The organism is Mastigocoleus testarum BC008 (assembly GCF_001456025.1).
Lineage (GTDB): Bacteria > Cyanobacteriota > Cyanobacteriia > Cyanobacteriales > Nostocaceae > Mastigocoleus > Mastigocoleus testarum.
In genome coordinates this window covers 18,900-44,475 of sequence record NZ_LMTZ01000077.1, presented here as the reverse complement: position 1 = coordinate 44,475, position 25,576 = coordinate 18,900, and the positions used below count along the sequence as shown (strand labels likewise).

General features: G+C 36.7%; 18 protein-coding genes. 7 read left to right on the top strand and 11 right to left on the bottom strand.

Annotated elements, in window-relative coordinates; translation table 11 throughout:
• Positions 1–173 precede the first annotated feature (173 nt).
• Positions 174–1,091: a histone deacetylase family protein gene (locus tag BC008_RS12110; RefSeq protein WP_027841993.1), complete on the bottom strand. Its 918-nt coding sequence runs from the start codon at positions 1,089–1,091 to the stop codon at positions 174–176.
• 153 nt (positions 1,092–1,244) lie between these two features.
• On the opposite strand from BC008_RS12110, the gene BC008_RS12105 reads away from it, so the two are divergent.
• Entirely contained in the window at positions 1,245–2,249 is a 1,005-nt protein-coding gene (locus tag BC008_RS12105) for a mechanosensitive ion channel family protein (RefSeq protein ID WP_407657042.1), read from the top strand.
• Positions 2,250–2,399: 150 nt separating this feature from the next.
• On the opposite strand, the gene BC008_RS12100 is transcribed toward BC008_RS12105, so the two are convergent.
• On the bottom strand, positions 2,400–4,418 hold the full coding sequence (locus tag BC008_RS12100) for an ABC transporter ATP-binding protein (protein ID WP_082650515.1): 2,019 nt from the start codon (positions 4,416–4,418) through the stop codon (positions 2,400–2,402).
• A gap of 425 nt (positions 4,419–4,843) precedes the next feature.
• Between BC008_RS12100 and BC008_RS12095 the strand changes: the two genes are divergently transcribed.
• Together BC008_RS12095 and BC008_RS12090 are read left to right on the top strand one after the other, a co-directional pair.
• Positions 4,844–5,287, top strand: a complete 444-nt coding sequence (locus BC008_RS12095) for a PIN domain-containing protein (RefSeq protein WP_235595827.1) — start codon at positions 4,844–4,846, stop codon at positions 5,285–5,287.
• Positions 5,277–5,486 (top strand): hypothetical protein, encoded by a 210-nt coding sequence (locus BC008_RS12090; protein ID WP_027841996.1) that lies wholly within the window; start codon positions 5,277–5,279, stop codon positions 5,484–5,486. The genes BC008_RS12095 and BC008_RS12090 overlap by 11 nt, the downstream gene beginning before the upstream one ends.
• Before the next feature lie 88 nt (positions 5,487–5,574).
• Here BC008_RS12090 and BC008_RS12085 read toward each other — a convergent pair whose 3' ends face one another.
• A complete protein-coding gene (locus tag BC008_RS12085) occupies positions 5,575–10,104 on the bottom strand; it encodes a WD40 domain-containing protein (protein WP_027841997.1) in 4,530 nt (1,509 codons plus the stop codon).
• Between the two features lie 354 nt (positions 10,105–10,458).
• On the opposite strand from BC008_RS12085, the gene BC008_RS12080 reads away from it, so the two are divergent.
• Positions 10,459–10,818, top strand: coding sequence for a hypothetical protein (locus tag BC008_RS12080; RefSeq protein WP_027841998.1), 360 nt, complete (start codon positions 10,459–10,461; stop codon positions 10,816–10,818).
• Between the two features lie 482 nt (positions 10,819–11,300).
• Here the strand turns inward: BC008_RS12080 and BC008_RS12075 are convergent, their stop codons facing one another.
• From BC008_RS12075 to BC008_RS12065, 3 genes are all read right to left on the bottom strand, one after another.
• Entirely contained in the window at positions 11,301–11,543 is a 243-nt protein-coding gene (locus BC008_RS12075; protein ID WP_058183431.1) for a DUF4327 family protein, read from the bottom strand.
• 1,565 nt (positions 11,544–13,108) lie between these two features.
• Entirely contained in the window at positions 13,109–13,516 is a 408-nt protein-coding gene (gene rbfA / locus BC008_RS12070) for a 30S ribosome-binding factor RbfA (RefSeq protein WP_027841999.1), read from the bottom strand.
• Positions 13,517–13,974: 458 nt separating this feature from the next.
• On the bottom strand, positions 13,975–14,181 hold the full coding sequence (locus BC008_RS12065) for a DUF751 family protein (protein ID WP_058183430.1): 207 nt from the start codon (positions 14,179–14,181) through the stop codon (positions 13,975–13,977).
• A gap of 257 nt (positions 14,182–14,438) precedes the next feature.
• On the opposite strand from BC008_RS12065, the gene BC008_RS12060 reads away from it, so the two are divergent.
• Positions 14,439–15,272, top strand: a complete 834-nt coding sequence (locus BC008_RS12060) for a DNA adenine methylase (RefSeq protein ID WP_027842000.1) — start codon at positions 14,439–14,441, stop codon at positions 15,270–15,272.
• Between the two features lie 27 nt (positions 15,273–15,299).
• Here BC008_RS12060 and BC008_RS12055 read toward each other — a convergent pair whose 3' ends face one another.
• From BC008_RS12055 to BC008_RS12045, 3 genes are all read right to left on the bottom strand, one after another.
• Complete coding sequence (locus BC008_RS12055; protein WP_027842001.1) at positions 15,300–15,788, bottom strand: PD-(D/E)XK nuclease superfamily protein; 489 nt, start codon at positions 15,786–15,788, stop codon at positions 15,300–15,302.
• Positions 15,789–16,270: 482 nt separating this feature from the next.
• Positions 16,271–17,494 carry a HetZ-related protein gene (locus BC008_RS12050; protein ID WP_027842002.1) on the bottom strand — a complete coding sequence of 408 codons (1,224 nt, stop codon included), beginning with the start codon at positions 17,492–17,494 and terminating at the stop codon, positions 16,271–16,273.
• A gap of 386 nt (positions 17,495–17,880) precedes the next feature.
• A complete protein-coding gene (locus BC008_RS12045; protein WP_027842003.1) occupies positions 17,881–18,522 on the bottom strand; it encodes an L-threonylcarbamoyladenylate synthase in 642 nt (213 codons plus the stop codon).
• Between the two features lie 305 nt (positions 18,523–18,827).
• Here BC008_RS12045 and larC point away from each other — a divergent pair, with 305 nt between their 5' ends.
• Positions 18,828–20,117 carry a nickel pincer cofactor biosynthesis protein LarC gene (gene larC, locus BC008_RS12040; RefSeq protein WP_027842004.1) on the top strand — a complete coding sequence of 430 codons (1,290 nt, stop codon included), beginning with the start codon at positions 18,828–18,830 and terminating at the stop codon, positions 20,115–20,117.
• A 542-nt stretch (positions 20,118–20,659) separates the two neighbouring features.
• Here the strand turns inward: larC and BC008_RS12035 are convergent.
• Complete coding sequence (locus BC008_RS12035; protein WP_058183569.1) at positions 20,660–21,619, bottom strand: hypothetical protein; 960 nt, start codon at positions 21,617–21,619, stop codon at positions 20,660–20,662.
• Between the two features lie 1,429 nt (positions 21,620–23,048).
• On the opposite strand from BC008_RS12035, the gene BC008_RS12030 reads away from it, so the two are divergent.
• Entirely contained in the window at positions 23,049–23,981 is a 933-nt protein-coding gene (locus BC008_RS12030) for a lysylphosphatidylglycerol synthase domain-containing protein (protein WP_027843948.1), read from the top strand.
• Positions 23,982–24,001: 20 nt separating this feature from the next.
• Here the strand turns inward: BC008_RS12030 and BC008_RS12025 are convergent, their stop codons facing one another.
• Positions 24,002–25,312 carry a hypothetical protein gene (locus tag BC008_RS12025; protein ID WP_027843949.1) on the bottom strand — a complete coding sequence of 437 codons (1,311 nt, stop codon included), beginning with the start codon at positions 25,310–25,312 and terminating at the stop codon, positions 24,002–24,004.
• Positions 25,313–25,576: the final 264 nt, after the last annotated feature.

Genomic DNA, 25,576 nt, shown 5'->3' with positions numbered 1-25,576 from the left:
CTGTCGCGTTAACTAAGTCTTTAGATTTAATAAGAATATTAAGTGTCAGTAAAATTTTGTGTAATTAGTAGTTTGTAGTCGTGACTGTTCAGACTATTTTTAACGCCACCCTAGGATTAACTTTCCCCATTTCCCGTTCCCTGTTCCCTGTTCCCTGTTCCCTAACAATTAAATCAAAGTCGATATTGTTGATAAACTTCTGTAGCCGCTCGGTGCAAAAGTGAATGACGCCAAACTAAGGATTTCATGTCATCTGCATAACCACCACCAATGACGCAAGCAACTGGGTAACCCGCACCAACACAGGTACTAAGAACTTGCATTTCTCGACGAAAAATACCAGCATCAGTTAAAGCTAACTTTCCTAAGCGATCGCCAATATGTGGATCGACTCCAGCATCATATAAGACTAAGTCTGGTTTTACTTGTGAGAGCAAGTCTGGTAGATAGTTGGCTAAAGTTTGTAAATAATCATCATCTTCCATTCCAACTTCCAAGGGAATATCTAAATCACTTTGTTGTTTTGTACTAGGAAAGTTAATTTGACAGTGCATCGAAAATGTAAATACGCTGTCATCATTTTGGAAGATAAATGCTGTACCGTCCCCTTGATGGACGTCCAAATCCACAATTAAAACTTTGGATACAAGACCTAATTTTTGCAAGACCCGAGGTGCGATCGCTAAATCGTTAAAAATACAAAATCCAGAACCGTAGTTGGGGAAAGCGTGATGAGTTCCACCTGCAGTATTGCAAGCTAAACCATGACGCAATGCTAATTTTGCTGTGAGGATTGTACCTCCAACAGCCGTGCAAGTACGATTAACTATTTGGGGTGACCAAGGTAACCCGATACGTCTTTGCATTTTGGGGTTCAAGGTTCCTTGATAATATGCTTCCACATAGTCCGGGATATGAATTAGCTCAATTAATTCTTTTGCAGGACGTTCGGGTGAGTAGAATTGTTTTCTATTTGCAACCCCATCATTTAAAAGTAGTTCATAGAGTTGTCCAAATTTAGACATCGGAAAGCGATGTCCTGAAGGTAAGGGGGTAACGTAGTCCGGGTGATAAATGATTGGCAAGTCCATGCTTAAATTATGGAACGTTGAAGTGCAAGCCAGACAAAGAATTTTTGTATTTAAAATTTCATTTAGTTTTCAGTGTGATGTTTGAAACACTATAAAACAACACAGGTTTTGATAAATTAATTTTGATTGTAATAAATAGGATTTTTTATGACGATGCAATGGATTGTGCCAGTTGCATGTATTCTAATTGGTTTATTTGCTGGATTAATTGGTGAAAAAATCGTTTTCAGTAAGGTCAGAAATATTGTCATCAGCAAGCAAATACCAGGTAGTGATATTATTATTTCATCCTTGCATCGAATGACTTTTACTTGGTTATTTCTGGCAGGTTTATTTGCAGCGATTATCACCTATCAGTTAAAACCAGATGTCACAGAGGCACTACAAAAGTTTATCACTGTAATTTTCTTATTTTCAATTACCTTAGTTTCTGCCAGACTAACTTCTGGGTTTGTCAATCTATTTATTCAAAGAAAAGAAGGCATTTCTGCTTCTTTAATTTCTAACCTTGCTAAAACTGTTGTTTTGGTTTTAGGAATTTTAATTATATTACAAACCATAGGAATTGAAATTGCTGCAATTGTTACAACCTTAGGAATTGGTGGTTTAGCAGTAGGCTTGGCTCTGCAAGATACTTTAGCAAATTTATTTGCTGGCTTTTATTTGATTCTTTCCAAGCAAGTTAAAACTGGAGACTATATCAAATTACAAGATGCTCAAGAAGGATATATCACAGATATTACATGGCGAACTACTACTATTAAAAGTCTGGCAAATAATGTAGTGATTATTCCTAATTCTCAGTTGGGTTCAGCAATATTTACTAATTATCATTTACCGATCAAACAACTTACAGTAACAATGGACGTAGGAGTTAGCTATAGTAGCGATTTGGAAAGAGTAGAGCGGATTACTGTAGATGTAGCTAAAGAAGTAATGCAGGAAATATCGCCAGATATAACTGAAAGAGAGCCTTTCATTTTATTTCATACATTTAATGATTTTAGTATTGATTATAAAGTTTATATTCCTGTAAGCGAGTTTCTCAGCCAAAGGGAAGCAAAACATTTATTTATCAAAAAATTACACAAACGTTATCTTCAAGAAGGAATTAATATTCCGTTCCCAATTCGAGATATTAATTTGCAGAATAATTAGGGGGTTGGGGATCGGGTAGTTAGGGTTATTGGTTAAATGATAACTGTTAACTGTTAACTGTTAGCGCCTAGCGGAAGCGTACCGTAGGTATTGCGTGCGCGACCTAGCGTAAGCGTACTGTAAGTATTGCGCATTAACTGTTAACTGAACCTAATTTCTGTCTCTAATTAAATCCTGGATAACTTTTTGCAAAATCCATTCTTCTGATTCGTCTGGGGTTTTGCTTTTTTGAGCTTCTATTAAATTTTGGACTGTAGCGGAATTTCCTTGGACTAATCCTAAAAGTTCATCTTTTAATTGAGGTAGAGTTTTAGGAAGACGCTGTCGCATTCTCTCTGGAGAACCTGTAGGAATCGAAGCAATTAAATTGCGGGTATATTCTTTTTTGGGATTGCGATATATTTCCTCTGCTACACCTCGTTCGACGATTTGACCTTGGTTCATTACCAAAATGCGATCGCTCATAAATTTAACGACGCTCAAATCGTGGGAAATAAATATGTAGGTTAAATTAAATTCTTCTTGCAGTTCCTTAAGTAAATTTAGTACCTGTGCTTGAACTGATACATCAAGGGCTGATACGGATTCATCACAGATAATAAATTTGGGATTTAATGCTAAGGAACGAGCAATACAAACCCGCTGACGCTGTCCTCCAGAAAACTGATGGGGATAACGATTCATTGCTCCCGCATCTAAACCCACTCTTTCTAAAAGATAAATAGCACGTTCTCGCCGCTTTTGCTTGGTTTTACCAACTGAATGAATCACTAAAGGTTCCATGACAATATCTCCCACTTTTAAACGCGGGTTCAAGGAACTGAAGGGATTCTGGAACACAATTTGCATTTCCCGTCGCAATTGCTGCAAGGATTTTTTCTTAATATCAGTAATGTTCCGACCTTCAAAAAGAACTTGACCCCCCATTGGTTTGACTAATTGTAATAAAGTCCTACCCAGGGTGGTTTTACCGCAACCTGATTCCCCTACTAAACCCAAGGTTTCTCCTTGTTTGACATCAAAAGAAACCCCATCAACTGCCATAAAATGGCGTTTTGTACCACCAAATATTCCCTTCACAGGAAAACCAACTGTGAGATCTTTTACTTGAAGGACGGTTGGTTTTCTTTCTAATTCTGCTCGTCTTTGCTCTATTTCTGCTGATGTTACTTCCAATTCTTTTGGGGGTTCCTTGGGATTAATCACCACTTCCCCTGTGGCTGTTTCCTCAACAGTCATGTAGTCAGCAACGGTCAGTAGTTTCTGGGGATGACGATCTAATGTGGGGCGACAAGCAACTAAACCTTTGGTATAAGGATGTTGGGGATCGGTAAAAATTTCCCTTGCTGCACCGGATTCGACAATTTTTCCCCGGTACATAACTGCAACGCGATCGGCGACTTCAGCAATCAATCCTAAATCGTGGCTAATAAAAATCATCGCCATGTTGCGACGTATCTGTAATTCCCGCAATAGTTCAACAATTGTTGCTTGTACTGTTACATCTAAGGCGGTGGTTGGTTCGTCAGCAATTAGCAACATTGGATTACAAGAAATCGCCATTGCAATCATTACCCGTTGTAATTGACCCCCAGAAAGTTGATGGGGATAGCGTTCGAGAATTGATTCTTTATGTTGCTGTACTAACTGGGCTAATCTGCGAGTGTCTTCGGCTGATATACCTTCATCAATATATTGTTGAGTGATTTTTTCATCACTGGGAAGTAATTTTACCTCTTGCAGACTTTCTATTACCTTTTGTTGTGCAGCTTGGGGAGAAATGTTTTGATGTCTGGTAATTGCTTCAATCAGTTGAAAACCAATGGTAAATACTGGGTTAAGGGAACTCATTGGTTCTTGGAAAATCATTGCAATGTCCCCACCCCGGTATAATTGCATTTCTTCGGGAGGTAAATCTAGCAGATTGATTGGCGTACCATCTTCTTGGGGGTTAAACCAAATTTCACCGCCTGCTATTCTCCCTGGATCTTGTATCAAACCCATTACCGCCAAGGATGTAACTGATTTTCCACTACCCGATTCCCCTACTATTCCTAGGGTTTCGCCACGATGCAGTTCGAATCCAACACGATCTACTGCTTTAACAATGTTGCGATCGCTTTTAAACTCCACTTGTAGGTCGCGGACATCTAGGATAGTTTCTCTCATACCAGTCGGGTAGATTTTGTTACTAAATTGTCACTAAAATTATCTGGATTGTAGCAGCAGATTAATATCTTAATTTATATTGTTATCGCATTGACTGCCAGTAGTGTTTCTTGATTTTTACACTCTGGAGCTTATTTTTTGTATCTTAGGTTATATTTATACACACATTTTTCTGTAATGTTTTGAACTTAAGCAAGATTTGAAAGCTTTTGTAAATTCTTCTTGTTCTTTCAAAGTAACAAGCGATGCGAACGCAAAAGCTCTGTACGGCGTTTATCGCATAAATTCTTGTTTTCTTGAACGAAAGAAATAAGTGCTGACTGCGGACAATCTCTCATCTGTACCTCAATTTATGACACTTTATGACTTAAACTCCTATCAAGAAGGAGCAGGGTGAAGGAAGTGGATAAAATGATAGGTACTATATGATGACCAAAGTTTATCTAGATACTAGTATTTATAATCGTCCTTTTGATGATCAAACACAGCCAAAAATATTTTTGGAAACCCAAGCAGTAATTTTAATTTTGCAAATGGTCGAAGCTAAATTAATAGAACTAGTCAATTCATCAGTTTTAGAATACGAAAATAGCCGTAACTCTGTTTTAGTTAATCAACAAACGATGAAGCGCTATTTACAAATAGCAACAATCAAACAAGAAGTGAACGAAACTACCAGGGAAAGAGCACAGGAACTAGAAAAACAAGGAGTTAAAGCAATTGACGCACTTCACGTAGCCTGTGCTGAAGCATCTAAGAGTGATTATTTCATCACTTGCGACAAAAGACTAATTAACCGTTGTAGAGGATTGACACTTCAGGTTATCAATCCAACAGATTTTATTTTGGAGATAGAAGATGACAATTAAAGTAATGAACGAACAGCAGGTTTTACAAGAAGCAATGGAAGTTTTGATAACACATTTGGAACCATCAAAAGTATTAAAATTTTGGTCAGCTTGTAAACTAGGTAAGGGAGATTATCTCCAATTGAAAGATAAGGTTTTTGACAAAGAAACCGTTGCTAGTCTTTACGAACAGATCAAAATACATCAAGATTCTCACTGAAAATTGTTAATTGTTTGTCATGAGAATAAATTTATTTGCTAGTTAGGGAGTAGAGGAAATGGACAGAGTAGGGGAAATATCAAACAATTTACTCAACTTCTTCCACCGCACCTAAAGCTTTGAGGGTAGATTTTTCGGCTTCGCTTAAACCTTTGACGCCAGTGATATTCATTTCAAAGCAGGTTTTTTCACTTTTCAATGTTTTGATGCAATTACCTGTTTTAAAATCCCAAATTTTTATGCTGTCATCTCCACTCGATGAGGCTATAAGACTACCATCATGGTTAAATGCAACAGAAATTACTGAGTTGGTATGTCCCCGCAGGACTTGCAAACATCTGCCACTGTTAATATCCCATACTCTAAGTGTTTGATCCCGACTAGCACTGACAACGGTTCGACCGTCTGGGCTAAACGCAACTGCAAAAACTGCATAGTCATGTCCTTGCAGAATTTTAAGACACTCACCACTGGAAATATCCCAAATTCTAATTGTGCGATCGCTACTGCAACTAACAAGTTTTGTCTTATTTTCCCCAAGACCTTTAGTACTAATGGAACTAAAAGCTACTGACTGCACCCAATCAGTATGTCCTTGAAGAATTTTGAAGCATTTTCCTGTAGATGTATTCCACAGTCTGATAGTTTTGTCATCACTTGCACTTACCAGTATCTGAGCATCGTAACTAAAAATGACTGACCTGATACTGCTGAGGTGACCCTGTAAAACTTGGAGACATTCACCTGTCGCTACATCCCATAGTCTAATAGTTTTGTCGTTACTTCCACTTGCAATAATTTGACCATTAGGACTAAATGCAACTGAATTTACCCAATTTTGATGTCCTCGTAATGTTTTAATGCATTTGTCGCGATCTAGATGCCAAATTTTAATTGTTTCGTCATCGCTACAGCTAGCAAGCAACATACCATCTGGACTAAGCACAATTGAACTGACAGAACCTGTATGTCCTTCTAAAGTTTTGATACATTTACCTGTATTAATATCCCACTGGCGTATAACTTCGTAGTTGCTACCACTAAAGATTGTTTTACCGTCATGGCTAAAGGTAATTGAACGGATCCAATAACTTTGTCCCTGTAAAGTTCTTATACATTCACCTGTTACTACATCCAGTATTCTTACTGCTTGCTTTGCACTCCCAGTAGCAATAGTTTTACCATCAGGATTAAATTTGACGGAAACAACTCTGCTACCATCACCCTCAAAGGTTTTTAAGCATTTCCCTGTGTTTATATCCCACAATTTAGCAGTCTTATCGTGACTACCACTGATAATAGTCTTACCAATCCCCTGTGGGAACGCTGCACTAACAGGACTCAGTGCGATCATACTAACGATATGAGTATGTCCTCGCAAAGTTCTCAAGCATTGACCGCAAAGAGCATCCCATATCTTTATAGTGCGGTCGTGACTACCACTAACAAAAATTGAAGCTTGGGGATGAAAGGCAACTGAGGTTACTTTACCACTATGTCCGTCGAAGATTCTCACACATTCACCAGTGTGGGGATCCCATTGGCGAATTGTTCCATCGTAACTACCACTAATTAAAATTTCACCGTCTGCACTAAAAGCAATGGAACGTACCCGATCAGTATGACCTTGGAAAACTTGTAAGCATTCATATGTGCGAGTATCCCATAGTTTTACAGTGTAGTCGTGACTCCCACTAGCAAAGAATCTACCATCTGGACTAAAAACAAGTGATTTAACCCATTCTTTATGTCCGTGTTCAAAAACCTTGAAGCACTCACCTGTTTTGACGTTCCATAATCTCATTGTATTGTCGCGACTTCCACTAGCCAGTATTTGACCGTCTGGGCTAAAAACAACGCAGTCTACACCGCGACTGTGTCCTTTTAAACTCAAAACTTCTTTACCACTTGAAGTTTCCCACAAGTTGATGACACCGTTATTATCGCTAGTTGCTAAAATTTCACCAGTCCCATCAGGAGAAACTGCGCTAGCAGGACTAAATTCAATTGACCAAACACGTCCTAAAAATTTTGCAAAAATCGAGTCAGTTAAATTTGCTTTTGAAAAATTAACGCGTCTTAAGCTGGAATTAGAAAAATCCGCATGTTTAATTACCCCACCGGAAAAATCTTTTCCTTCCAAAGCTGTTTTATCCAGCTTTACCACCAAAGTCGCCGCATTCCCACCAACATAACCAACCTCATCTTCACTTCTCCCCCGCGTTGTTTCAATAACTTTAATTAGTGCGTCATTATCATCGACTATCCCCAACATCAAATCTATCACCGCTTTGGTGAGTGGCGATCGCCCAAAAGTTTCTTTTAACTTCTCTAAAGGTTCGCTAGTAAATCCCTTTAGCGCCGGGATTGCAATACTTCGTCCTGTTTCATCTAACTGACGCGAGAAATAACTAGACCAACTATACTCAATACCTTCTGCGCTCCCATCTAAACAAGACTGTGCTCGGGCTAATTCAGTAAAATCATCAGCTAAAGCACCCAACTCAGCCGCAAACTTATACGCGACAAAAAACTCTAATAACGAACGATGAGCGGGAGTATAATCCCCATTAGCATTACGAATCAGCATTGTTTGCCCCATCATGTCATAATGCCAATGGTCTAAATCGGTTTGTTCTTGGACTATGGAACCAAATAAGCGGCGAATGCGATCGGGAAATAATTTATAATTCAAGCTCATTTGATCGGTGGAAAGCATTTCCCAAGACAGTTCGCACAAAAAATATAGTTTCTCTGCTAAGGAAGTAAAAGTCCGTTCTGCTTTAATATCCCGTTCCATCTTTCGCCGGACTGCATACAAATAAACACGGGATATATCTAATTTTTTACCCGCTTCAATATCTGGTAAAGCTTCCAAAATTAAATCAGTCATCACAGGACGACGAGCCAAATCTAATAGTTGAGAACTACCCATCACTTGCTCAACTATTGAACTCTCAACCTGGAAAGATAAAACCTGTTTAATTTGTTCTTCATTGAACTTCTCCAGTTCTAAAACTTCAAATTGGGGTGTTTCGCCAGTTAAATTAGCAGTTGAGGCTTGTAATTCAGCATTTAATAAAGCCCTTCCTTCTTGAGCTTCAGGAAAGTGTTCTGTACGACAAGTAAGAATCACTTTTGCACCGGGAACCACAACTTTCGCTAGTTCCCAAAAGTTATTTATCATCTGCTGGCGATTGACTTTAGCCGCCATTTCATCGAAACCATCAAAAATCAGTAGCAACTTACCCATGCGGTTGAGTTGGTCAAACACATCGCTATTTATGCGGATATTATGCTGAGTAAAAAAGAACCCTGCTAAAACATTTTCCACATCTAAAGCTTTAGCAAAATCCCGCAGGGTAATTACGACGGGTAAGCGGGGGCGTTCCAAACCACGATCTTTAGCCTTCTTGTAACTTTGTAATGCGATCCAAGCATAGTGGAAAGCAAACCAAGTTTTACCAGTACCGAATTCCCCCAAAATAGAAATATGTTCTTTTGCAGGATCGTCTAGCCAAAGGTCAATATACCCATCAATCCAGCCGTCTTCTTCCTCGTAATGGCTTACCCCTATTCGTTGTTTGGTAAGTGGATCGATTTCTTCTTTAGTGCAGGCTAGTGGTACATATTTAGTATCAATTTCCCGGCGTTTAATTTCTGCTTCCAACCACTTTAGATAACCGCTAAAATCAGCATCAAGGTCGATCAGTTCGTCAAAGGTATAACAATCCAGATCGCGATTTTCATTCTTTTTAATTTCATCCCGTGCTGCTCGGGAAATTCGCCGGGTGGTAACCAACCAACCTTCATCAGTTTTTTGCTCCTGTACTGACTGACGCAACGCAATTACATCACTTAACCCTACCTCACCTGCGATCCCACGCACTAGGATCCGGTCAAAGCTACGTCTCACCGGAATGTCGATAATCAACTCGAAATATTCTTCCGCCCGAACCTCATATTTTTCAAAGTCATAACCCAAAGTTTCAAACCAACCGCGCATTTTTTGTGCTAACGCTACAGCACGACATTTATTTTCGTCTTGTAGAGACGTTACATGTAACGTCTCTACATTTTCGGGTAATGCTAAACGTGCGATTTCTGTACGAATACCTTCGAGAGTTGGTATTTGCTTAAGTTGTTCTTGGATGTCGGTGATACTTCTGTGCAAAGAGCCAATTTGCTGACTCATCATTGTATCTGCTGGGTTGCGAGTACGTTTAACAACTTCGGAAAAGATAATGTAAAACGCTGCAATTTCCCGCCTAAGATCAATTCTTAAATCTTTAATTTCATCACCTAAAGCATAACTATCAATAAAATGATCGACTTCCAAGAGCAATATTGAAGCGTTATTGCGATCGAATGCTTGGCGAAAGGCTTTTTTAATTTCTTCTTTACGGAACAGTTCTAAAACAGGTTTAGGCTTCCCAACACCATACTCTACAAGGGTATAGGTATAAACCCCACTAAAATCAGCAGGTGGATGTTCTGAATCGAGATTAAATTGTTGAAGTAATTTAATTACAGTCTCATTACGCTGAAATTTATCTTTAATCAAAGGATTGACAATACTAATTGCATTAAAAAGTAAATCCAGGTCAATTGGGCTCATGAGACTCCAGAAAATAGGAAGCGTTTCAACTGCTACGTAGTTACTACTATTACAGATAACAGATAATAGACTTTGTTTGCAGAGTAGATTTTGTGCTCATTGGATTTAGAATCCTAACTTCTTAATTTTGCAATTTATATACTTAATTTTTGATTACAAGCGCTAAGGAAATATTCCCGTACAATATTCCAGTAATATGATGAGTTCTCAAGTAATAGACTTAGGCGTTTCCGAACAGCTTTAACCACTTGTCTTTCACAGATAAGAGCAAAACCAAGTTCCTCAAGGTCACCCTAAATAAAAGCTTGAGGACATTGTCAAACTTTCCATTTAGAACTATTAGTTATAGCTCCTATGTCCTCAGCTAATTTGACATTAAATCTAACTGAAGGTTCTGTTTCCTTCAGCTTCTCACCAACCGCAGCACGAGAATTGAAAGCATCAATCGATGAGTTGATGAATCGTCTTAAGGCTGTCGCAAGTAAAACAACTCCCAGCAGTGGTAAACCCAACCCTCAAAAACCTATGGAATACCGCCATAAAGGAGAAGAAGTATTTTTAGAAGTTTTTTGTAACCCTAATATTTGGGCTAGTCCTTTTGCAGCCAAAGTTCTGCTAACTATCCGTGACTCTAACCTTCGTCTGTCTACAGAAGCCGAATTGACCCGGGTTATTGAAGATTTAAATCAGTATTTGGAACAAGTTGGGGATTAGGGACTAGCGTTAGCATGGCGTTAGCTGTATGGCGACTCGGAAGATAATAAAAAAGACTGTATTCTAAATCAATCTTTACCGTACCCAATCGCCAGTCCCCAGTCGCCAATCCCTTCACCCACAGAAAAATTACCGGAGCAATTGGAAATCGTAAATTGCTCCGGATCTAGATAGTTATTATTCAACTGACTACAACCAAATAACTGAAAAAACAGCGCGCGAGCGACTGTCAAAAGGTTGCATTATCGCATTTCATTGAAATTTTTTCGATAAAAACTTTATTCAGATCGTGCCGAACGGCTGGGAAAGTTAAAAATTTGGATCGACAAAATGGATATTAAAATCAAAGATTAACATGAACGGTTTGGACTTGACAGTGTAGTCTCAAGATTTACGTTTTGCTTCCAAATCCATAACTGCAAACCTACGTCTCCAATTAGTCTACTTCCAATCCAAAACAGCAAAGCTCGATGCCACATCAATTAATCATTTTCCCAAACTTCCCGACCAATCAGGTCTGCAATGCGATCGCGCAATAAAAATTCACACTTTTCTAATTCACACTCAATACAAACCCATTCCCTCGCAGGTATGTACTGACACAGGGTATAGATTGGCTGTTGACGACTAACTACTCCCTTCTGCACTAATCGACGTGCTTCGTCTTGAATTACCCCCAGAGAATAGTAGCTAGTAGAAATAGAAGGCACCGTATTTACACTCATTGTTTTGACTCACAAAGTAACACCTATTTAGTGTTCCCAAAATAATTAGGAACAAATCACGACATCGCAATAAACTACCCGCTAATTTTTTGTAGTTTACTATACGGAACTATTTTCATTTTGACGCTATACATCCTGAAAATATGTAAAGTTATGTTAATTTTATCAGCAAAGCATAACATTTTGTTTGAATGTGTTTCGTAACTGGATAACAAGTATTAATTAGCACTTAGTGAATGCTCAACGCAGTTTTTTGATAGCTGTGGATTTATTGAAAAGTCGCCATGTTACTCTTTGATGTTTGAGATAGGAATTGCCTATAATAGGAAGTTGCTTTAGTGACTCACAAAAAATAACTGACTATGGTAAGAAAAGTACCTAAAACTGTGGTTGATAGCATTCATTAATTTATGAAGGAATACAGTAAGTATATGAATTCCTGGCAGAGATGTAGATAATTTCTTGATATAAGGGCTACCGTACACTAATAAGGCTTTAAGATTACTTATTATTAATAAATTCTTAACTAAATAAACGAAATTTTGCATAAGTCTGGCGCTATTACGCAAGATATTACCCTGAAGTAGCAAGTGTAGCAACCTTATACAGGTCAATCCTTGTCTGTTATTTGCTCTAACCCTACAAACAAGCGTAGGAGTGAAAAATAGGTGCAAATGTACAAGTAATATAACGTATGGCATAAAGTAATTTGTTTTACTCATATACTAGAGATATAAAGACTAACTTATTTTTTTGCTAATTAATTGATATTAAATTTTATTGAGTATTGTGATTTTATTTCAAATACAAAGAAGCGATAAATATATAATTATGGGTTAAGATAAGTGTAAATTAATTACATCTTTCATAGAAATTTAAAGTATTTGTATTCGGTATCATAGTTAAAAGTTTATCTTTGCTTAACCTTATCGAATTGAATAAAGTTCAACATACTTTAATAAAAGCAATAAGTAAAAAGCACAGTATTGTTAACTGTGCATTATTTGTTACTATGAAGCGTTTTTCGCTGCATGGAAATTTTGGCTTGGTTAGATAAGGCTAATTGGTGGCTGTATAACTGATTATTTTTGATAGCTGATAGTAATCATGAAATAATGGGAACTGTTTTTCCAAACGGTTTACCATTAACTATATGCTCTCCTCGTGGATATTAATTAGTTTGCACTCACACCACCTAGAAAGCACACATAATATGACGACAAGGTTACGTAAGTAATTTCCTGATACTTCCTTCAGCTATGGTTTTATTTAAGCAAATATATATTTATGGTTTCTGTCATATATTTTGCTAATTACTTTAAGTGAATTGTTACTAGCTGACTTAAAATTTCACGCGTAGGATTACGAAGCTTGTATTCTGTAATTAAAGGGCTATAGCTAAATTCTATAATCTCAAATCTACAGCTTATATTTTACAGCTTAAACAAATCGACAAAATTATTTGGTGAGTTCGACTAGTAACAATTCACTTCAGGATTTAGTCGGAAAATACATGCAAGAAAATCTATTTTGGAGAATCTATGCTGATATTAGCAGGTTAAAATTTATTCCCTTATTTCACCAACTTCTTGACTCTCCTCTGGCATATCTTTCGGCGAACGTTCTTGTTCTAAACGATTTAATATAGACAGTACTTTACTACCACGTTCGATCCCAGTATCTTCAATAAATACTACCTCCGGCGTTCGACGCAAACGCACTCTTGCTCCAAGTTCGCTACGAACAAAACCTGTGGCTGATTTTAAACCAGCCATTGTTTGAGCTTTTGCTTCTTCCGTTCCGTAAACGCTCACATAGATTTTAGCATGCTGGAGGTCGCCAGAAACGTCAACATTGGTGACACTAACCATACCGCTACCTACCCGATCGTCTTTAATACCGTTAAGCAGCAATTGACTAACTTCTCGCTTAATTAATTCCGCGACGCGAGATACACGGCGATTTGTAGCCATAAACTAATTCCTCCTAACAGAGGTTGTACCACTAATACCCTCGCGAATAACGCGAGATTTTTTTACTAAACCAGCTTGCTTGGAACACACTATAGTGAGTATTTTTCAGCAACATCCACCTGTAGATCCGTATATGGATCTATTTGGTTGTTATGTTTCCTGTTTTCCATCTCAACCGATATCAATGATTGACAGTTGAAGTTACTATCTTAGTACTTGTGCAAGTGTTTAAATAGTCTGCCAGGGTTACAACCAGTTCCCAATATATCACCATGATGCCTGTAACGATAGCGATTTTGGATGGTGCTAATGAAACTTTAATGTAGCCATTGATGCAGTGAGTATCTATAGTCCTCTATATGTGTCAATTAGTGTTTTTATTTAGTTTTAAAATTAGTTTTAAATTTAGGGATCGTTACACTAACATGGGGGCGTTCGCCCCCAAAATCTAAATTTCATCAAGTTGTACTTAAACCTAGCATTGCCCGCAATGTGAAAGTTAAAAAAACTAAAGTACCTACAAAGATCCCCACAATGGCGATTGAGGTTATTGGACGTTTTAACAGTGGAATCACAGGGGCAAAAGTGTTTAACAACAAGCCCAACAGAGTACTGATGAAATAGCGTTGATAGCGAATAACGTTGTCCCAAAATCCGTCAAACATGTTGACTTAGAGTTTATTTTTCTAAACAATACGGCTGTTTGTTTGATTTGCCAACAGCAGTTTTATTGTAATCTACGACTTGCCACTTCCTAAATTTAAACCTAAATTAAAACATTCGGAATTAATAATCCTAATTATTAATTAACTACCAAAGTATAGCTAGGATCTTAATGGAGAGAATGAGATGCTACGACGGTAAGATAATATATGATTCTCCAATTCTCATAATCAATATAGGTAAATTTAATTACAATTTAATGTTACGTGAAGTATATAAACCATCTTTACCCCGTCCGTTTCTTAAATGGGCTGGGGGTAAAGGCAGACTAATAGGACAGTACATTAAGCACTTTCCCACCAATTACCGCAATTATCACGAACCTTTTTTAGGTGGTGGTGCCGTATTTTTTTACTTAAGGCCTAGGTTATCTATATTAACAGATATTAATCCCGATCTTATTACTACTTATTGCTGTGTCAGGGATCGCTTGCAAGAATTAATTTCGTTACTGAAAGAACACGAACATTATCATTCTAAGGATTACTATTATAATCTACGTGCAAAACCGGGCAAAAACGATGTAGAAATTGCGGCTCGATTTATTTATCTCAACAGGACTTGTTTTAACGGACTTTATCGAGTTAACTCCAAAGGCGAGTTTAATGTACCTTTAGGTAGATACAATAACCCGAAAATTTGTCAGATAGATTTGTTATTTTCTGCATCTGAATTACTCAAAAATGCTGAAGTGAAAGTTGCGGATTTTGAGCAAATTTTAGATCGCGCTCGCGGTAGTGATGATTTTGTATATTTAGACCCGCCCTATCACCCAATTAGCGACACTAGCTATTTTACCGCTTACAGTAGGCATCCCTTTGGTGAAATCGAACAAACACGATTACGAGACAGTTGTGCTGAATTAGCTTCGCGGGGCGTAAAAGTTATGATATCTAACTCTGATTGCCAATTCATTAGGCAAATTTACAGTGAAGTAAACTTCAATATTTACCCTATTAAAGCCAACAGGGCAATTAATTCTAATGTCAAAAAACGCGGCACTGTTGATGAGTTAATAATTACATCATATTAACAGCGAAAATCAGGCGAAATACTGATACTAAATATGCTTGCTAGTCCAAGCGATAAAGCGATCTAAAGTATAAACGCCAACTAAATTGTGATTATCTTTAACTCTTGCTTTTAACCAGTCAATTGCTCCTCCTCGCATTCCTTCTCCACCAATAACTATGATGGTTGGAGCAGGATATGAATTTTGAATGTTTAAGTTTAAATAAGGAAATTTTTCATCTACAGATCCACCACTTTCTTGCCATTTACATTCGATGATTAAACCTTTAGGCATTTCAGGTAAACCAACGACGAAAAAATCAACATAAATATCTGTATGATAAATCCCCGTCCCAATATGTACTTGTTTGGCATAGCGTTTGGGCAAAAGAATTGAATTGAGAATAAATTCTCTTTGTTGTTTTTTGGGTAAATGGGGAGATATCTGGAAATAATTGTACGTCCTTAATATATTCTCAACTTGATTTTCTAAAATTATCCCAGATTTATTTGCTCGTGCACCCTTTGTTAATACCATCTTTTGGGTCTCTGCTATAAATGCCGACTATTTTAAATTTTCGCGGAAATAGCAGATTTTTTTCTTTTACTTAATATGAATTATCCATTTCTATTTTCAATCTCTATAAAACATTAAAAATGACGGTTTTTGATGGTACAGATGCACTCGACAAAGATACAAATGTATTAATAGAAATGTCTTAATTCTATCGAGAAAGACTCATGAATTAAATGAACTTTTCAATGCAATAATTAACTGGATATCCGAGATCTGAGGGAACAACTCTTAGCTTTTTTTCTCACACAAATGATGATTCTGTTTGAATTATTCGGTCTGTGAAAGGTTTGAAATTCTTTACTATTCCTTCCAAATTTGGAAAAGATAAGATGAAGTAGATTGAATATCGGCAGCTATCATGCTTAACTAACTATAATGAGCGACGAAATAAAGCCAAAAATGATGAATTACTTTAGGTTTTGCAAATAAAAGTTCATTAGGCTTTAGCTTGTTAGCGCTTCCTGGCTAGTGTTACGGATATTCCATGCAAGTTCTAGTAACTGAGACCAACGTTTTTGTAATTGCTTAGGAGTACATTTAAGCTTTTTGGCAATAGTTTGGTCGCTTTCTTGAGTTGTCTTGAGTTGGAACATCTGCCGTTGTTGCTCGGAGAGTTGGTTCCAGAAGTTATCCCATTGGTTAGAAGACAATCCTAATTTTTGTTCTAGTCCAGCACCTAACCATTGATGAACTAATTGCCAGTGATGGGTGCGAGCAAACTTTTCCACATGATATTTGAAACGTTGTTGCAAATAATCCCTTTGGCGACTAGTTAAACCAAGAATTTGATCTATCTCCGGCGCACTTAAATCTTGAAGTTTGAGGGCAAGATAATTTATACAATCTTGTTGACCTTGGGACTCTAGGTATTTGACTAGTTCATTAACTACACGGCTGCGCTCCGCATCCTCTGCAATATCGTACTGAGATTGAGCAACCATTTGTGCTCTAACTTGCTGTACTGCGGAATTGCGCTGATAAGCTTCTGCATCTTCCGATCTTGCCGATTCCACAGCCATTTCAATATCTACAGTCGTTTCTTGGGGCTGACGACGGCTAAAGCCTTGGGCACGCAAAATAATCAACTGTTGATTACAACGTCCGGGTAAATTAATTCGACGCTTGGCATATTGTTCTGTAAATGCCATATATTCCGCTAGTTGTAAGCGAGTCCGGGGAGTGTAATCTTCAGGAAGTTCATTTTCTCTCCGGAAGGCTTTAATTGCTTCGATATAGAACGCTTGTAAAAAATCTTCTATTAAGTTGTAACGTCCATCAAAGCTGAGATGACCATTGGGAGTAGAAATATGCCGGTAAACCATCGCTCCCAGGCTACTATGTAATTCTACCCTTCCTCTTTGGGAACCGAGTTTGTAGTAACGCAGGCACTTTTGTAACCTGTGACGTGCCAAAGTCATTTTCCAGGAACTGATTTCACCTGAAGTTTGAATTCGAGAGCTTTTTGTACATATACGTTCTACTTCGTAAGCGATGCGCTTGGCTAAAGCTTCTACACCTTTATGAGATCCGACCTTAACTTGAGGCTGTATTTCCTGACACAGTAGTTTTACGAATGAATCATGAGATATTGGGGAAAATTCAGTACTAGAAACTTGTGTTTCTGATTCGGGTTTGCAAGTTGGTAGATTAGCAAGGTTGACTTTCATAATTTTTTATGAGATTGGTATAGCACCATTAACTACAATTGATTGAGACAGTACCAAAAGCGATCAGAGTACAGGGTTAAATGTTTTCCTAGCCCGATGCTGCCATCTATTAGCTCTGCTTGTGGTTACCGCTTACATATATGACTGTAAAAAATCTAAAAAAGTTACGGTGATATTCATGTGTCGGTTTATTGGCAAGCAACTTTAATTGTGAGTGGCACACCACCCAAAAAAATTAGGATAAATACATTCAAACCCTTGATAGAATTAAGTTTGCCGTGATTTGTGGCAGACTTAACCTCCGGGTTTTGAGTATGACAATCCTAAAACTGGAGCACCCCGGCTAGTGTTTTAAAAAACATTGTTCTTGCTGTAGCAGTAATTTTCTACAGCCAGACTTCAGCTTCCTGCCAACCCAAGCCTTGTCGAATAATATTCGGTGGGTCTCCTGTTAAGTCGATAATTGTGGATACGTCGATTGTTGGTTCTTTGCCGGTGTCTACAATGACATCAACAAAATTTTCCAAATGGTCAAATAATTCCATTCGTGTCATTGGTAGATTTATGTCTTCTGTTTCTGTTGCTGGGAAGTGGGCGGAAGTGGAGATAATTGGATTACTTAGAGCTTCCAATAAAGCCAAGCACACGTTGTGCTTGGGTACCCTAATTCCAGTTGTTTTACGTTTGGGGTTTTGCACCAGCTTTGGAACCAATTTCGTCGCGGGTAATAGAAAGGTATAAGGACCGGGAATCAACCTTTTCATGATTCGATAGGCAGCATCACTCACGAAGGCGTAAGATGCAACATTAGAAAGAGAGGGGCATAGAAATGTTAGGGGTTTATCATTTGCTAGGCTTTTTATTTGCCGCACTCGCTCTACTGCCGACTTTACAGTCAAATCACAACCAATTGCATAGACTGTGTCTGTGGGATAAAGCATCAATGCACCACGCTGCAGCGCTGCTTTTATTTCTTCTATTCGGCGTATTTGCGGATTATCAGGATGGACTGTCAGAATTTTTGCCATAAATCGCTGGAAGAATGGGACCGGAGGAAAAGTCAACAAAACTCTCAACAAACGCAGCAGCAAGTTTTAAGAGTTAGTCATTAGTCTGAAGATTCTCATTCTTGGAATCAGGATATAAGAATCAGTTGTCAGCATTTCCTTACAGGAAATATTTTCGCTATCGTACCTCCCTCAGGGGAGCAACACCTAATTCATTCGTATATTTAAGCGTTCCAAACAGGCATAATTTACCCTGAGGGCATAAAAATTCTCCATAGAGTTTCAGCCTAAAGCTAGAAAGGCAAGTGTTTTCAGGAATTTTAACCATGAGTAAAATTATTTATCTTCAATGTCCAACAGGTATTTCCGGTGATATGTTTTTGGGTGCTTTGGTCAGTTTGGGAATTCCTTTGGAGTACTTAATAAACAAGTTGAATCTGTTAGGAATTGGAGGTGAATATCGCCTGAGGGCTGAACTTGTTCGCAGGGGAACTCAAGAAGCGACAAAAGTAGATGTCGATTTAGTTTGCGATCGCGCTCGGGAACATCAACACCATCACGGGCGTCATCTACCTGAGATTGAAAAAATTATCGTAGGGGCTCAACTACCTCAAAGAGTAGAAAAATGGAGCTTAGCCATATTTCGGAACTTGGCAATTGCAGAGGGATCGGTGCACGGAATAGATCCCCAAAAGGTTCATTTTCATGAGGTAGGAGCAGTAGATGCGATCGTTGATATTGTTGGGACTTGTTTGGGGTTAGACTGGCTGGGAATTGATAATAATGAGCGGGAATTTCCATTATTATTCTGTTCGGAACAACCTACTGGCGGCGGGACCGTTCATGCAGCCCACGGTGAGATGACGGTACCGGTTCCAGCCGTATTAAAGTTGTGGGAAATGCGTGGTTGTCCGGTTTATAGCAACAACATAAATAAAGAATTAGTCACTCCTACAGGTGCTGCGATCGTGACGACTTTAGCAAGCGATTTTGGTGCACCCCCATCCATGAGTATCGAAAAAGTTGGATGGGGTGCAGGTTCTATGGATTTGGCAGTTCCCAATATTTTACGTTTGTGGGTTGGGGATCGCACTACAAAACCAACTAATACCCATAATTTTGCACAGACAAATATCAGTCCTAGTCTGGAAAAAATTTATGTTTTGCAAACTCAAATAGATGACTTGAGTCCCCAAGCCATTGGCTATATTTTTGAAGCCTTATTTAACGTAGGAGCTCTAGATGTCTTTACCCAAGCCCTTGGGATGAAAAAATCTCGTCCCGGAATATTGCTAAGTGTAGTTTGTCCTCCCGCAAAAATAGCTGACTGTGAAGCAGTATTATTTCGCGAGACAAGTACTTTGGGAGTGCGGCGTTTGCTCCAAGAACGGGCTATCTTGCAAAGACAAATTCAATATGTTGAAACTGAATACGGTGAAGTTAGGGTAAAGGTTGCATGGAAAGGAAATGGAGAAGAAAAATTAATAATCAATGTTCAACCTGAATTTGAGGATTGTGCCGAAATAGCCCGCAATCAAAATGTTCCATGGCGAGAGGTTCAACGTCTGGCTCTCCAGAACTGGTACCAAAAGCAAGCTTCTGAGATGCAGCAATAATTTCATGTTCTGCCAAGCAGGATAATCAATCCCAACTCATATATCTCAGGACTGACGCAAAATAAACGTAATTACGTAATTACGTTAGTGTAACTTTTCCGTAAGGAAAAGCGATAGCGTACACGCGCTACCTGCGGTCCTGTACGCTTACGCGCTTACGCTAACCCTGTACTGCATTCCGGTTGCAATGACCAATCTTCATTGCATAACTCTTTTTGTTGCTACGGGCGATTAAAACCTTTGGATTGAGCCCTAGCAAAGCTTAAAAAAATCAAATAAATTTATACAATAAAAGCAAATATATCCAATTATCTAATTTAATTAATTTTTGAGTATATTTATACAGATTTGCACAAGTTATATATGCATTGATTTTGTCCAAATTTGACAGTGATAAAAAAAATGCATGAGACAATTAATTCTCATGCATCCCATAAATTTTTATGATTTATCCAGAAAATTGTCTTGAAGTTACCAAAAATTAAGACTAAAGCAAATGTTCTTTTACCACCACCAGGTAAATTGAGCAAACAGTCAATTACTTAGTTAACAATGTTTTGAGGCAGATTGCTAGCTGTTTCTAAAGGTTGTTGAGTTGCTTCAACTTCATCTCCAACTACTTTGCTAGCTGTTTCCAAAGATTTTTGAGTTGCTTCGACTTCATCTCCAACTACTTTGCTAGCTGTTTCCAAAGATTGTTGAGTTGCTTCAACTTCATCTTCAACTACTTTGCTAGCTGTTTCTAAAGGTTGTTGAGTTTCTTCAACTTTATCTTCAACTACTTTGCTAGCTGTTTCTAAAGGTTGTTGAGTTTCTTCAACTTTATCTTCAACTACTTTGCTAGCTGTTTCCAAAGGTTGTTGAGTTGCTTCAACTTTATCTTCAACTACTTTGCTAGCTGTTTCCAAAGGTTGTTGAGTTTCTTCAACTTTATCTTCAACTACTTTGCTAGCTGTTTCCAAAGGTTGTTGAGTTTCTTCAACTTTATCTTCAACTACTTTGCTAGCTGTTTCCAAAGGTTGTTGAGTTTCTTCAACTTTATCTTCAACTACTTTGCTAGCTGTTTCTAATTTTTCTGCTGTAGCTTTAATATCTTGGCTGGTCTTATCTTCTATAGTTTCGGCAGTTTTTTCTAATGTAGTACTAGTAGTTTCGATATCTTCACTGACTTTAGTTTCTAGATTACTTGCAGCTTCTTCTACAGGTGCTTGTACTTCTTCCTGTATCTCAGTAGTTAAATTGCTAGTACTATCTTGAATCAGATGTGACAAATCTTCAGTACCTTCTTTGAAGGTATTTGCAAAATTATTTGCATTTTTAATAGCTTCATCAAAAATTTCTTTGGCGTTGGTACCTAAATCTTCGCCTACAGATGGAGAAGTCGTATTGTACGCGGATATGGTACTACAAGCTTGTGTAAAAAACAAAAATATTCCCGCAATTAAAGTAATTAGAATTTGCTTGAACTGAATTTTTCTTAGCCAAGTAAATAAACTATTCATACTCTTGAACACTCCTATATTCTCTACATGTTTGACAATCTACATAGATTCGCTTTGACTAAAAACAAAACGAAATATCCTTAATCCATGAACTGATTTTGATAAAATTTACGATTAGTATAAAAGCAAATGAAACAATATAATTTTTTTTTTGGATAAACACTTCTTTGAGAAAATTAATCTGTATATTGTTTAGGAGTAATGCTAAAACCAATATACATAAACAGATATATAATCTATTGGCAAAATTGAGGGATAAACTATTATAAATATAAATTATATATCTGTTTTTGTTTATGCTATTTACATGAAATTAGCGGAAATATAATAATTTTATCTGATATATAAATATTGCTCGAGATACAAATTTTACACAGGAATAACCATATAAAAATATCTAGCTTTAACAATTAAATTCTAAGCAATCAGATGAAACCTCCACATTCCTAAAGAAATTATTAATAAACTTTATAAGCTGACTTACACTCAAATTGTATAAATAAACTGAATTAGCAATACCTACAATCTGCTACTAGTAATTAGCAAAATATTTTTCGTTAATAGTTTTGCCAATATTGGCTATATGGGACACGATCGAAATTACCTCTGCTAAATAGTAAAGAGATAAATGCTAAATCTCACAAATAGGAAAATAACATCATATTCTACAAAAAGCTATATTTTTTTGACTATCTTCTGGCAGATTATGGAAAGCTAGTTTCTGTCTTAAGAAATATATTGCTTATTCTGTACCTAAGTCACTGCAAACATTAAAATTACTTATGCTAAGCTTGTCTCGAGTCACTCTCCTCCCCTCTCATCGGATTACTTTGTTTGTGAATTAATGGGAAGTTAAAAAATGGAGCCAATAACATAGCCAGTTTTGCATTGATGCCTGACGAAACAGCAATACAAAACATTTTGATATTTTAGATGTCAATAGCCAATTAATAAATCTAAAAAGAAAAGATAAATTAATATTAAGATTAAAATTTAGTTAAATGATGAAACTATAAAGTTTAGAAGCACCTGAATTGTTGAAAATCATAGTTCGGTAAAATAACTGCATACCTTTTTAGTATTTTTTTGTACACAAATCAAAATTATATATTCAGCTTAAATTAGTCTGGCTGTTAGAAAATAATAGATATGGCTCAGATAAAAAATTAGTATTTTGAAGTAGTGTAATTTTTTTCCTTAGTAAAAGTTTGGATTATTTTTAATCGCCGAAAGTACTAATCACAAAAAATCAAAGTTGATATCTTATTAATTAATAGAAAATTAAAGTTAAATTTAAAACTTGTAGTATTCAGAACATAAACTCAAATATAAATTAACAAAGTTGTCTGTAAGCTTGGTGAATAAATATATCTTCCCATATGATTTGATGTGGCTATTCCCAATTATAGTTGTTGTTTAAACTACTAAAATGAAGAAAAAAATTATTCCCTTCTTAAAATACCTAATTCTAGGTATAACACTATTTTTTTTATTTAAAACCCTAGCCAGTAATTGGGATAAAATCACTCTAGAAATCGGACAAATTAGTAACGCAGAACAAATAATTTTAGCGATTGCAACTGGGGTGACTTTACTCGCACATACTTGGTCGGGATTAGTATGGACTTGGATAATCAAAGAGTTTGACCAAAGAACCGATTCTTCAGGATTGATACCTGTATATCTACATACAAACTTAGCCAAGTATCTTCCTGGTAACGTTTGGCATTATATTTTGCGGGTTAATGCTGCTACTAAAGCCTGTGGTTCGACTGCTGTAGCCGCTTTAAGTGTAATTTTGGAACCGCTATTAATGGCAGCAGCAGCTTTAATTACTGTTTTAGTTGGGGGAATATTCGTTGCTTATAATACATCAGCTTGGATCGTAATTGCACAAGTTTTCGCCTTGGCTGTTGTACTTTGCGGGATCCACCCATGGATTTTAAATCCAGTTGTGATTTTTTTACAACGCTTAAAAATCAAAAAAAATCAAAGTGGAAGCATGTCCAGTATGCTTAAGAGCATTCGTAGATATCCTTTGTTACCCCTACTTGGAGAGATAGGTTTCTTAGGATTGCGTAGTATCGGCTTTATTCTCACCCTTTATGCAATTGGTCCGGTAGATTTAAATCAACTACCCTTACTCGTAGGAGCTTTTAGTTTTTCTTGGTTACTGGGTTTAGTTACCCCAGGAGCACCTGGTGGTCTGGGTATATTTGAAGTTACTGCAATTGCAATTCTTCAGTACACTATTCCTGAAGCGCAAATAGTGACGGCTACAGTTTTATATAGAATCATAAGTATAATTGCAGAAAGCGTAGCAGCTGGTTTGTCTTGGTTAGATAGATATTTATTCGCTTAATTATTTACTACGTCCCTTGATTATTTACTATGTCCCTTGATTAAGGAAAAGACATGGTAACCTTCTAAGTCTGCTTTTGAATTACTTTTAGTTTCCATATTAATCAGATTATATTCAACGTCATCTGCATAAATTGCAAAGGTAATATTGAAAATCTCAAGAAAATTAATTATTTTTTGACATTCTTGCTCTGGATAACTTTCGTAGTAGCAAATCAGATTTCCAATTCTCATTTCTAAATGATTACGAGCATTTTTGCACACTAAAATAATTTTTAGTAGTATCACTACCAGAGTTAAGGGATGTCCTTCTTCAAGCAAAGAAATAAATATTGGTGATGGTTTACTCCCATTTTCGACGGTGAGAAAATCAATTACTTTGGTGCAAGTTCTGAGAATTAATCCTTGACTGACTTGGTAATCGTGATATTTTTGCTTCCAGTTAAAAAGTTTGTTTGATAGTTGTTCTCGAATATATTCAATTTCCGTTTCTTTTTTAAGAGAAAAAATCAAGTATTTTTCAAAGCTTACTTTAAACTCTTGAAAATTTTGACTTTGAGTTTGTTTTAGAAAAATATTGGCAATGTTAGCGTGGCTAAATATTCCTTTTTTTATGACGATTGATTTGATTAGACATAAAACCTTTTCCCCTAAAATACTAGGATTTTGATATTTATTTACATGGGAATAGTTAGATTGGGAGTGAGCAATATACATTGCTAATTCGAACTTATATTTATCCTTGAGCTTTTTAGATAGTTTTTTTGCAGCTTCTTTTTGTTCTATAGGATTATCTTTATTTAAATATTGATTAACTAGTAAATAAGAACGATAGCGATTTACCCAATGATTTTGAAATTGTCCTTCATGTTTGGATACAAATAAATTTAACCCTTTATAATCATCACTGTTAATAAAGTTTTTAAGCCAAGAACGAAATATATTGAGCTTGGGAAATCTTGTGATCTGTTCCTGAGGTTTATATTCAGCAAATAGATGAACTAAGTCTTGAATATACTTGTGATTTCTACGACTTTCCCAATTATTGATAAGTATATAGCAGCATCGCTTTAGGGTATTACGGAATTCAATTTCATCACAGCCGACAAAAATCTCGTATATTCCAAGATATGCATCAGTTTCGTATATTTCTAAAGGCTCGATAAATAAATATTTGAATTCATTTAATACATCCTTTGGATGTGAGACTTTAACAATTTCTAATAAAAAACAATATAGTTTATCTTGTAGTGTTTGTATATTAAGCGTTAACTGCTCACTCGTTGAAATCAGATGACGACCCTGAATTCTTAGTAACCTACTCTCGCTCATTATAGTTACTCAAAACTCGAACATTAGGTATTGATAGTTTTCTCAGCTTAACCTTAGTATTCTGCACTATCAATGTGATATTCCATATCTAATTATTTCTTTTACACAACTCTGACAGAATATTAAAATACGACTTTAAAATACTTCGGAATTCAGTAGAAAATACTTAATTATTATTTTTTTTATACTTTTTATTTCCGTACAAAACTTTGCTAGTAATAGTTTTCTATTTAATTTTTTATTTCACAATTTTATTAATAGGAC

What these genes read in the sequence shown, in the direction of transcription:
- BC008_RS12085 (WP_027841997.1), bottom strand. Translation starts at nt 10,104, where the DNA reads ATGAGCCCAATTGACCTGGATTTACTTTTTAATGCAATTAGTATTGTC.
- BC008_RS12095 (WP_235595827.1), top strand. Translation starts at nt 4,844, where the DNA reads ATGATGACCAAAGTTTATCTAGATACTAGTATTTATAATCGTCCTTTT.
- larC (WP_027842004.1), top strand. Translation starts at nt 18,828, where the DNA reads ATGAGTAAAATTATTTATCTTCAATGTCCAACAGGTATTTCCGGTGAT.
- BC008_RS12080 (WP_027841998.1), top strand. Translation starts at nt 10,459, where the DNA reads ATGTCCTCAGCTAATTTGACATTAAATCTAACTGAAGGTTCTGTTTCC.
- BC008_RS12105 (WP_407657042.1), top strand. Translation starts at nt 1,245, where the DNA reads ATGCAATGGATTGTGCCAGTTGCATGTATTCTAATTGGTTTATTTGCT.
- BC008_RS12045 (WP_027842003.1), bottom strand. Translation starts at nt 18,522, where the DNA reads ATGGCAAAAATTCTGACAGTCCATCCTGATAATCCGCAAATACGCCGA.
- BC008_RS12100 (WP_082650515.1), bottom strand. Translation starts at nt 4,418, where the DNA reads ATGAGAGAAACTATCCTAGATGTCCGCGACCTACAAGTGGAGTTTAAA.
- BC008_RS12030 (WP_027843948.1), top strand. Translation starts at nt 23,049, where the DNA reads ATGAAGAAAAAAATTATTCCCTTCTTAAAATACCTAATTCTAGGTATA.
- BC008_RS12055 (WP_027842001.1), bottom strand. Translation starts at nt 15,788, where the DNA reads ATGGTATTAACAAAGGGTGCACGAGCAAATAAATCTGGGATAATTTTA.
- BC008_RS12035 (WP_058183569.1), bottom strand. Translation starts at nt 21,619, where the DNA reads ATGAATAGTTTATTTACTTGGCTAAGAAAAATTCAGTTCAAGCAAATT.
- BC008_RS12025 (WP_027843949.1), bottom strand. Translation starts at nt 25,312, where the DNA reads ATGAGCGAGAGTAGGTTACTAAGAATTCAGGGTCGTCATCTGATTTCA.
- BC008_RS12050 (WP_027842002.1), bottom strand. Translation starts at nt 17,494, where the DNA reads ATGAAAGTCAACCTTGCTAATCTACCAACTTGCAAACCCGAATCAGAA.
- BC008_RS12090 (WP_027841996.1), top strand. Translation starts at nt 5,277, where the DNA reads ATGACAATTAAAGTAATGAACGAACAGCAGGTTTTACAAGAAGCAATG.
- BC008_RS12110 (WP_027841993.1), bottom strand. Translation starts at nt 1,091, where the DNA reads ATGGACTTGCCAATCATTTATCACCCGGACTACGTTACCCCCTTACCT.
- BC008_RS12065 (WP_058183430.1), bottom strand. Translation starts at nt 14,181, where the DNA reads ATGTTTGACGGATTTTGGGACAACGTTATTCGCTATCAACGCTATTTC.
- BC008_RS12060 (WP_027842000.1), top strand. Translation starts at nt 14,439, where the DNA reads ATGTTACGTGAAGTATATAAACCATCTTTACCCCGTCCGTTTCTTAAA.
- rbfA (WP_027841999.1), bottom strand. Translation starts at nt 13,516, where the DNA reads ATGGCTACAAATCGCCGTGTATCTCGCGTCGCGGAATTAATTAAGCGA.
- BC008_RS12075 (WP_058183431.1), bottom strand. Translation starts at nt 11,543, where the DNA reads ATGAGTGTAAATACGGTGCCTTCTATTTCTACTAGCTACTATTCTCTG.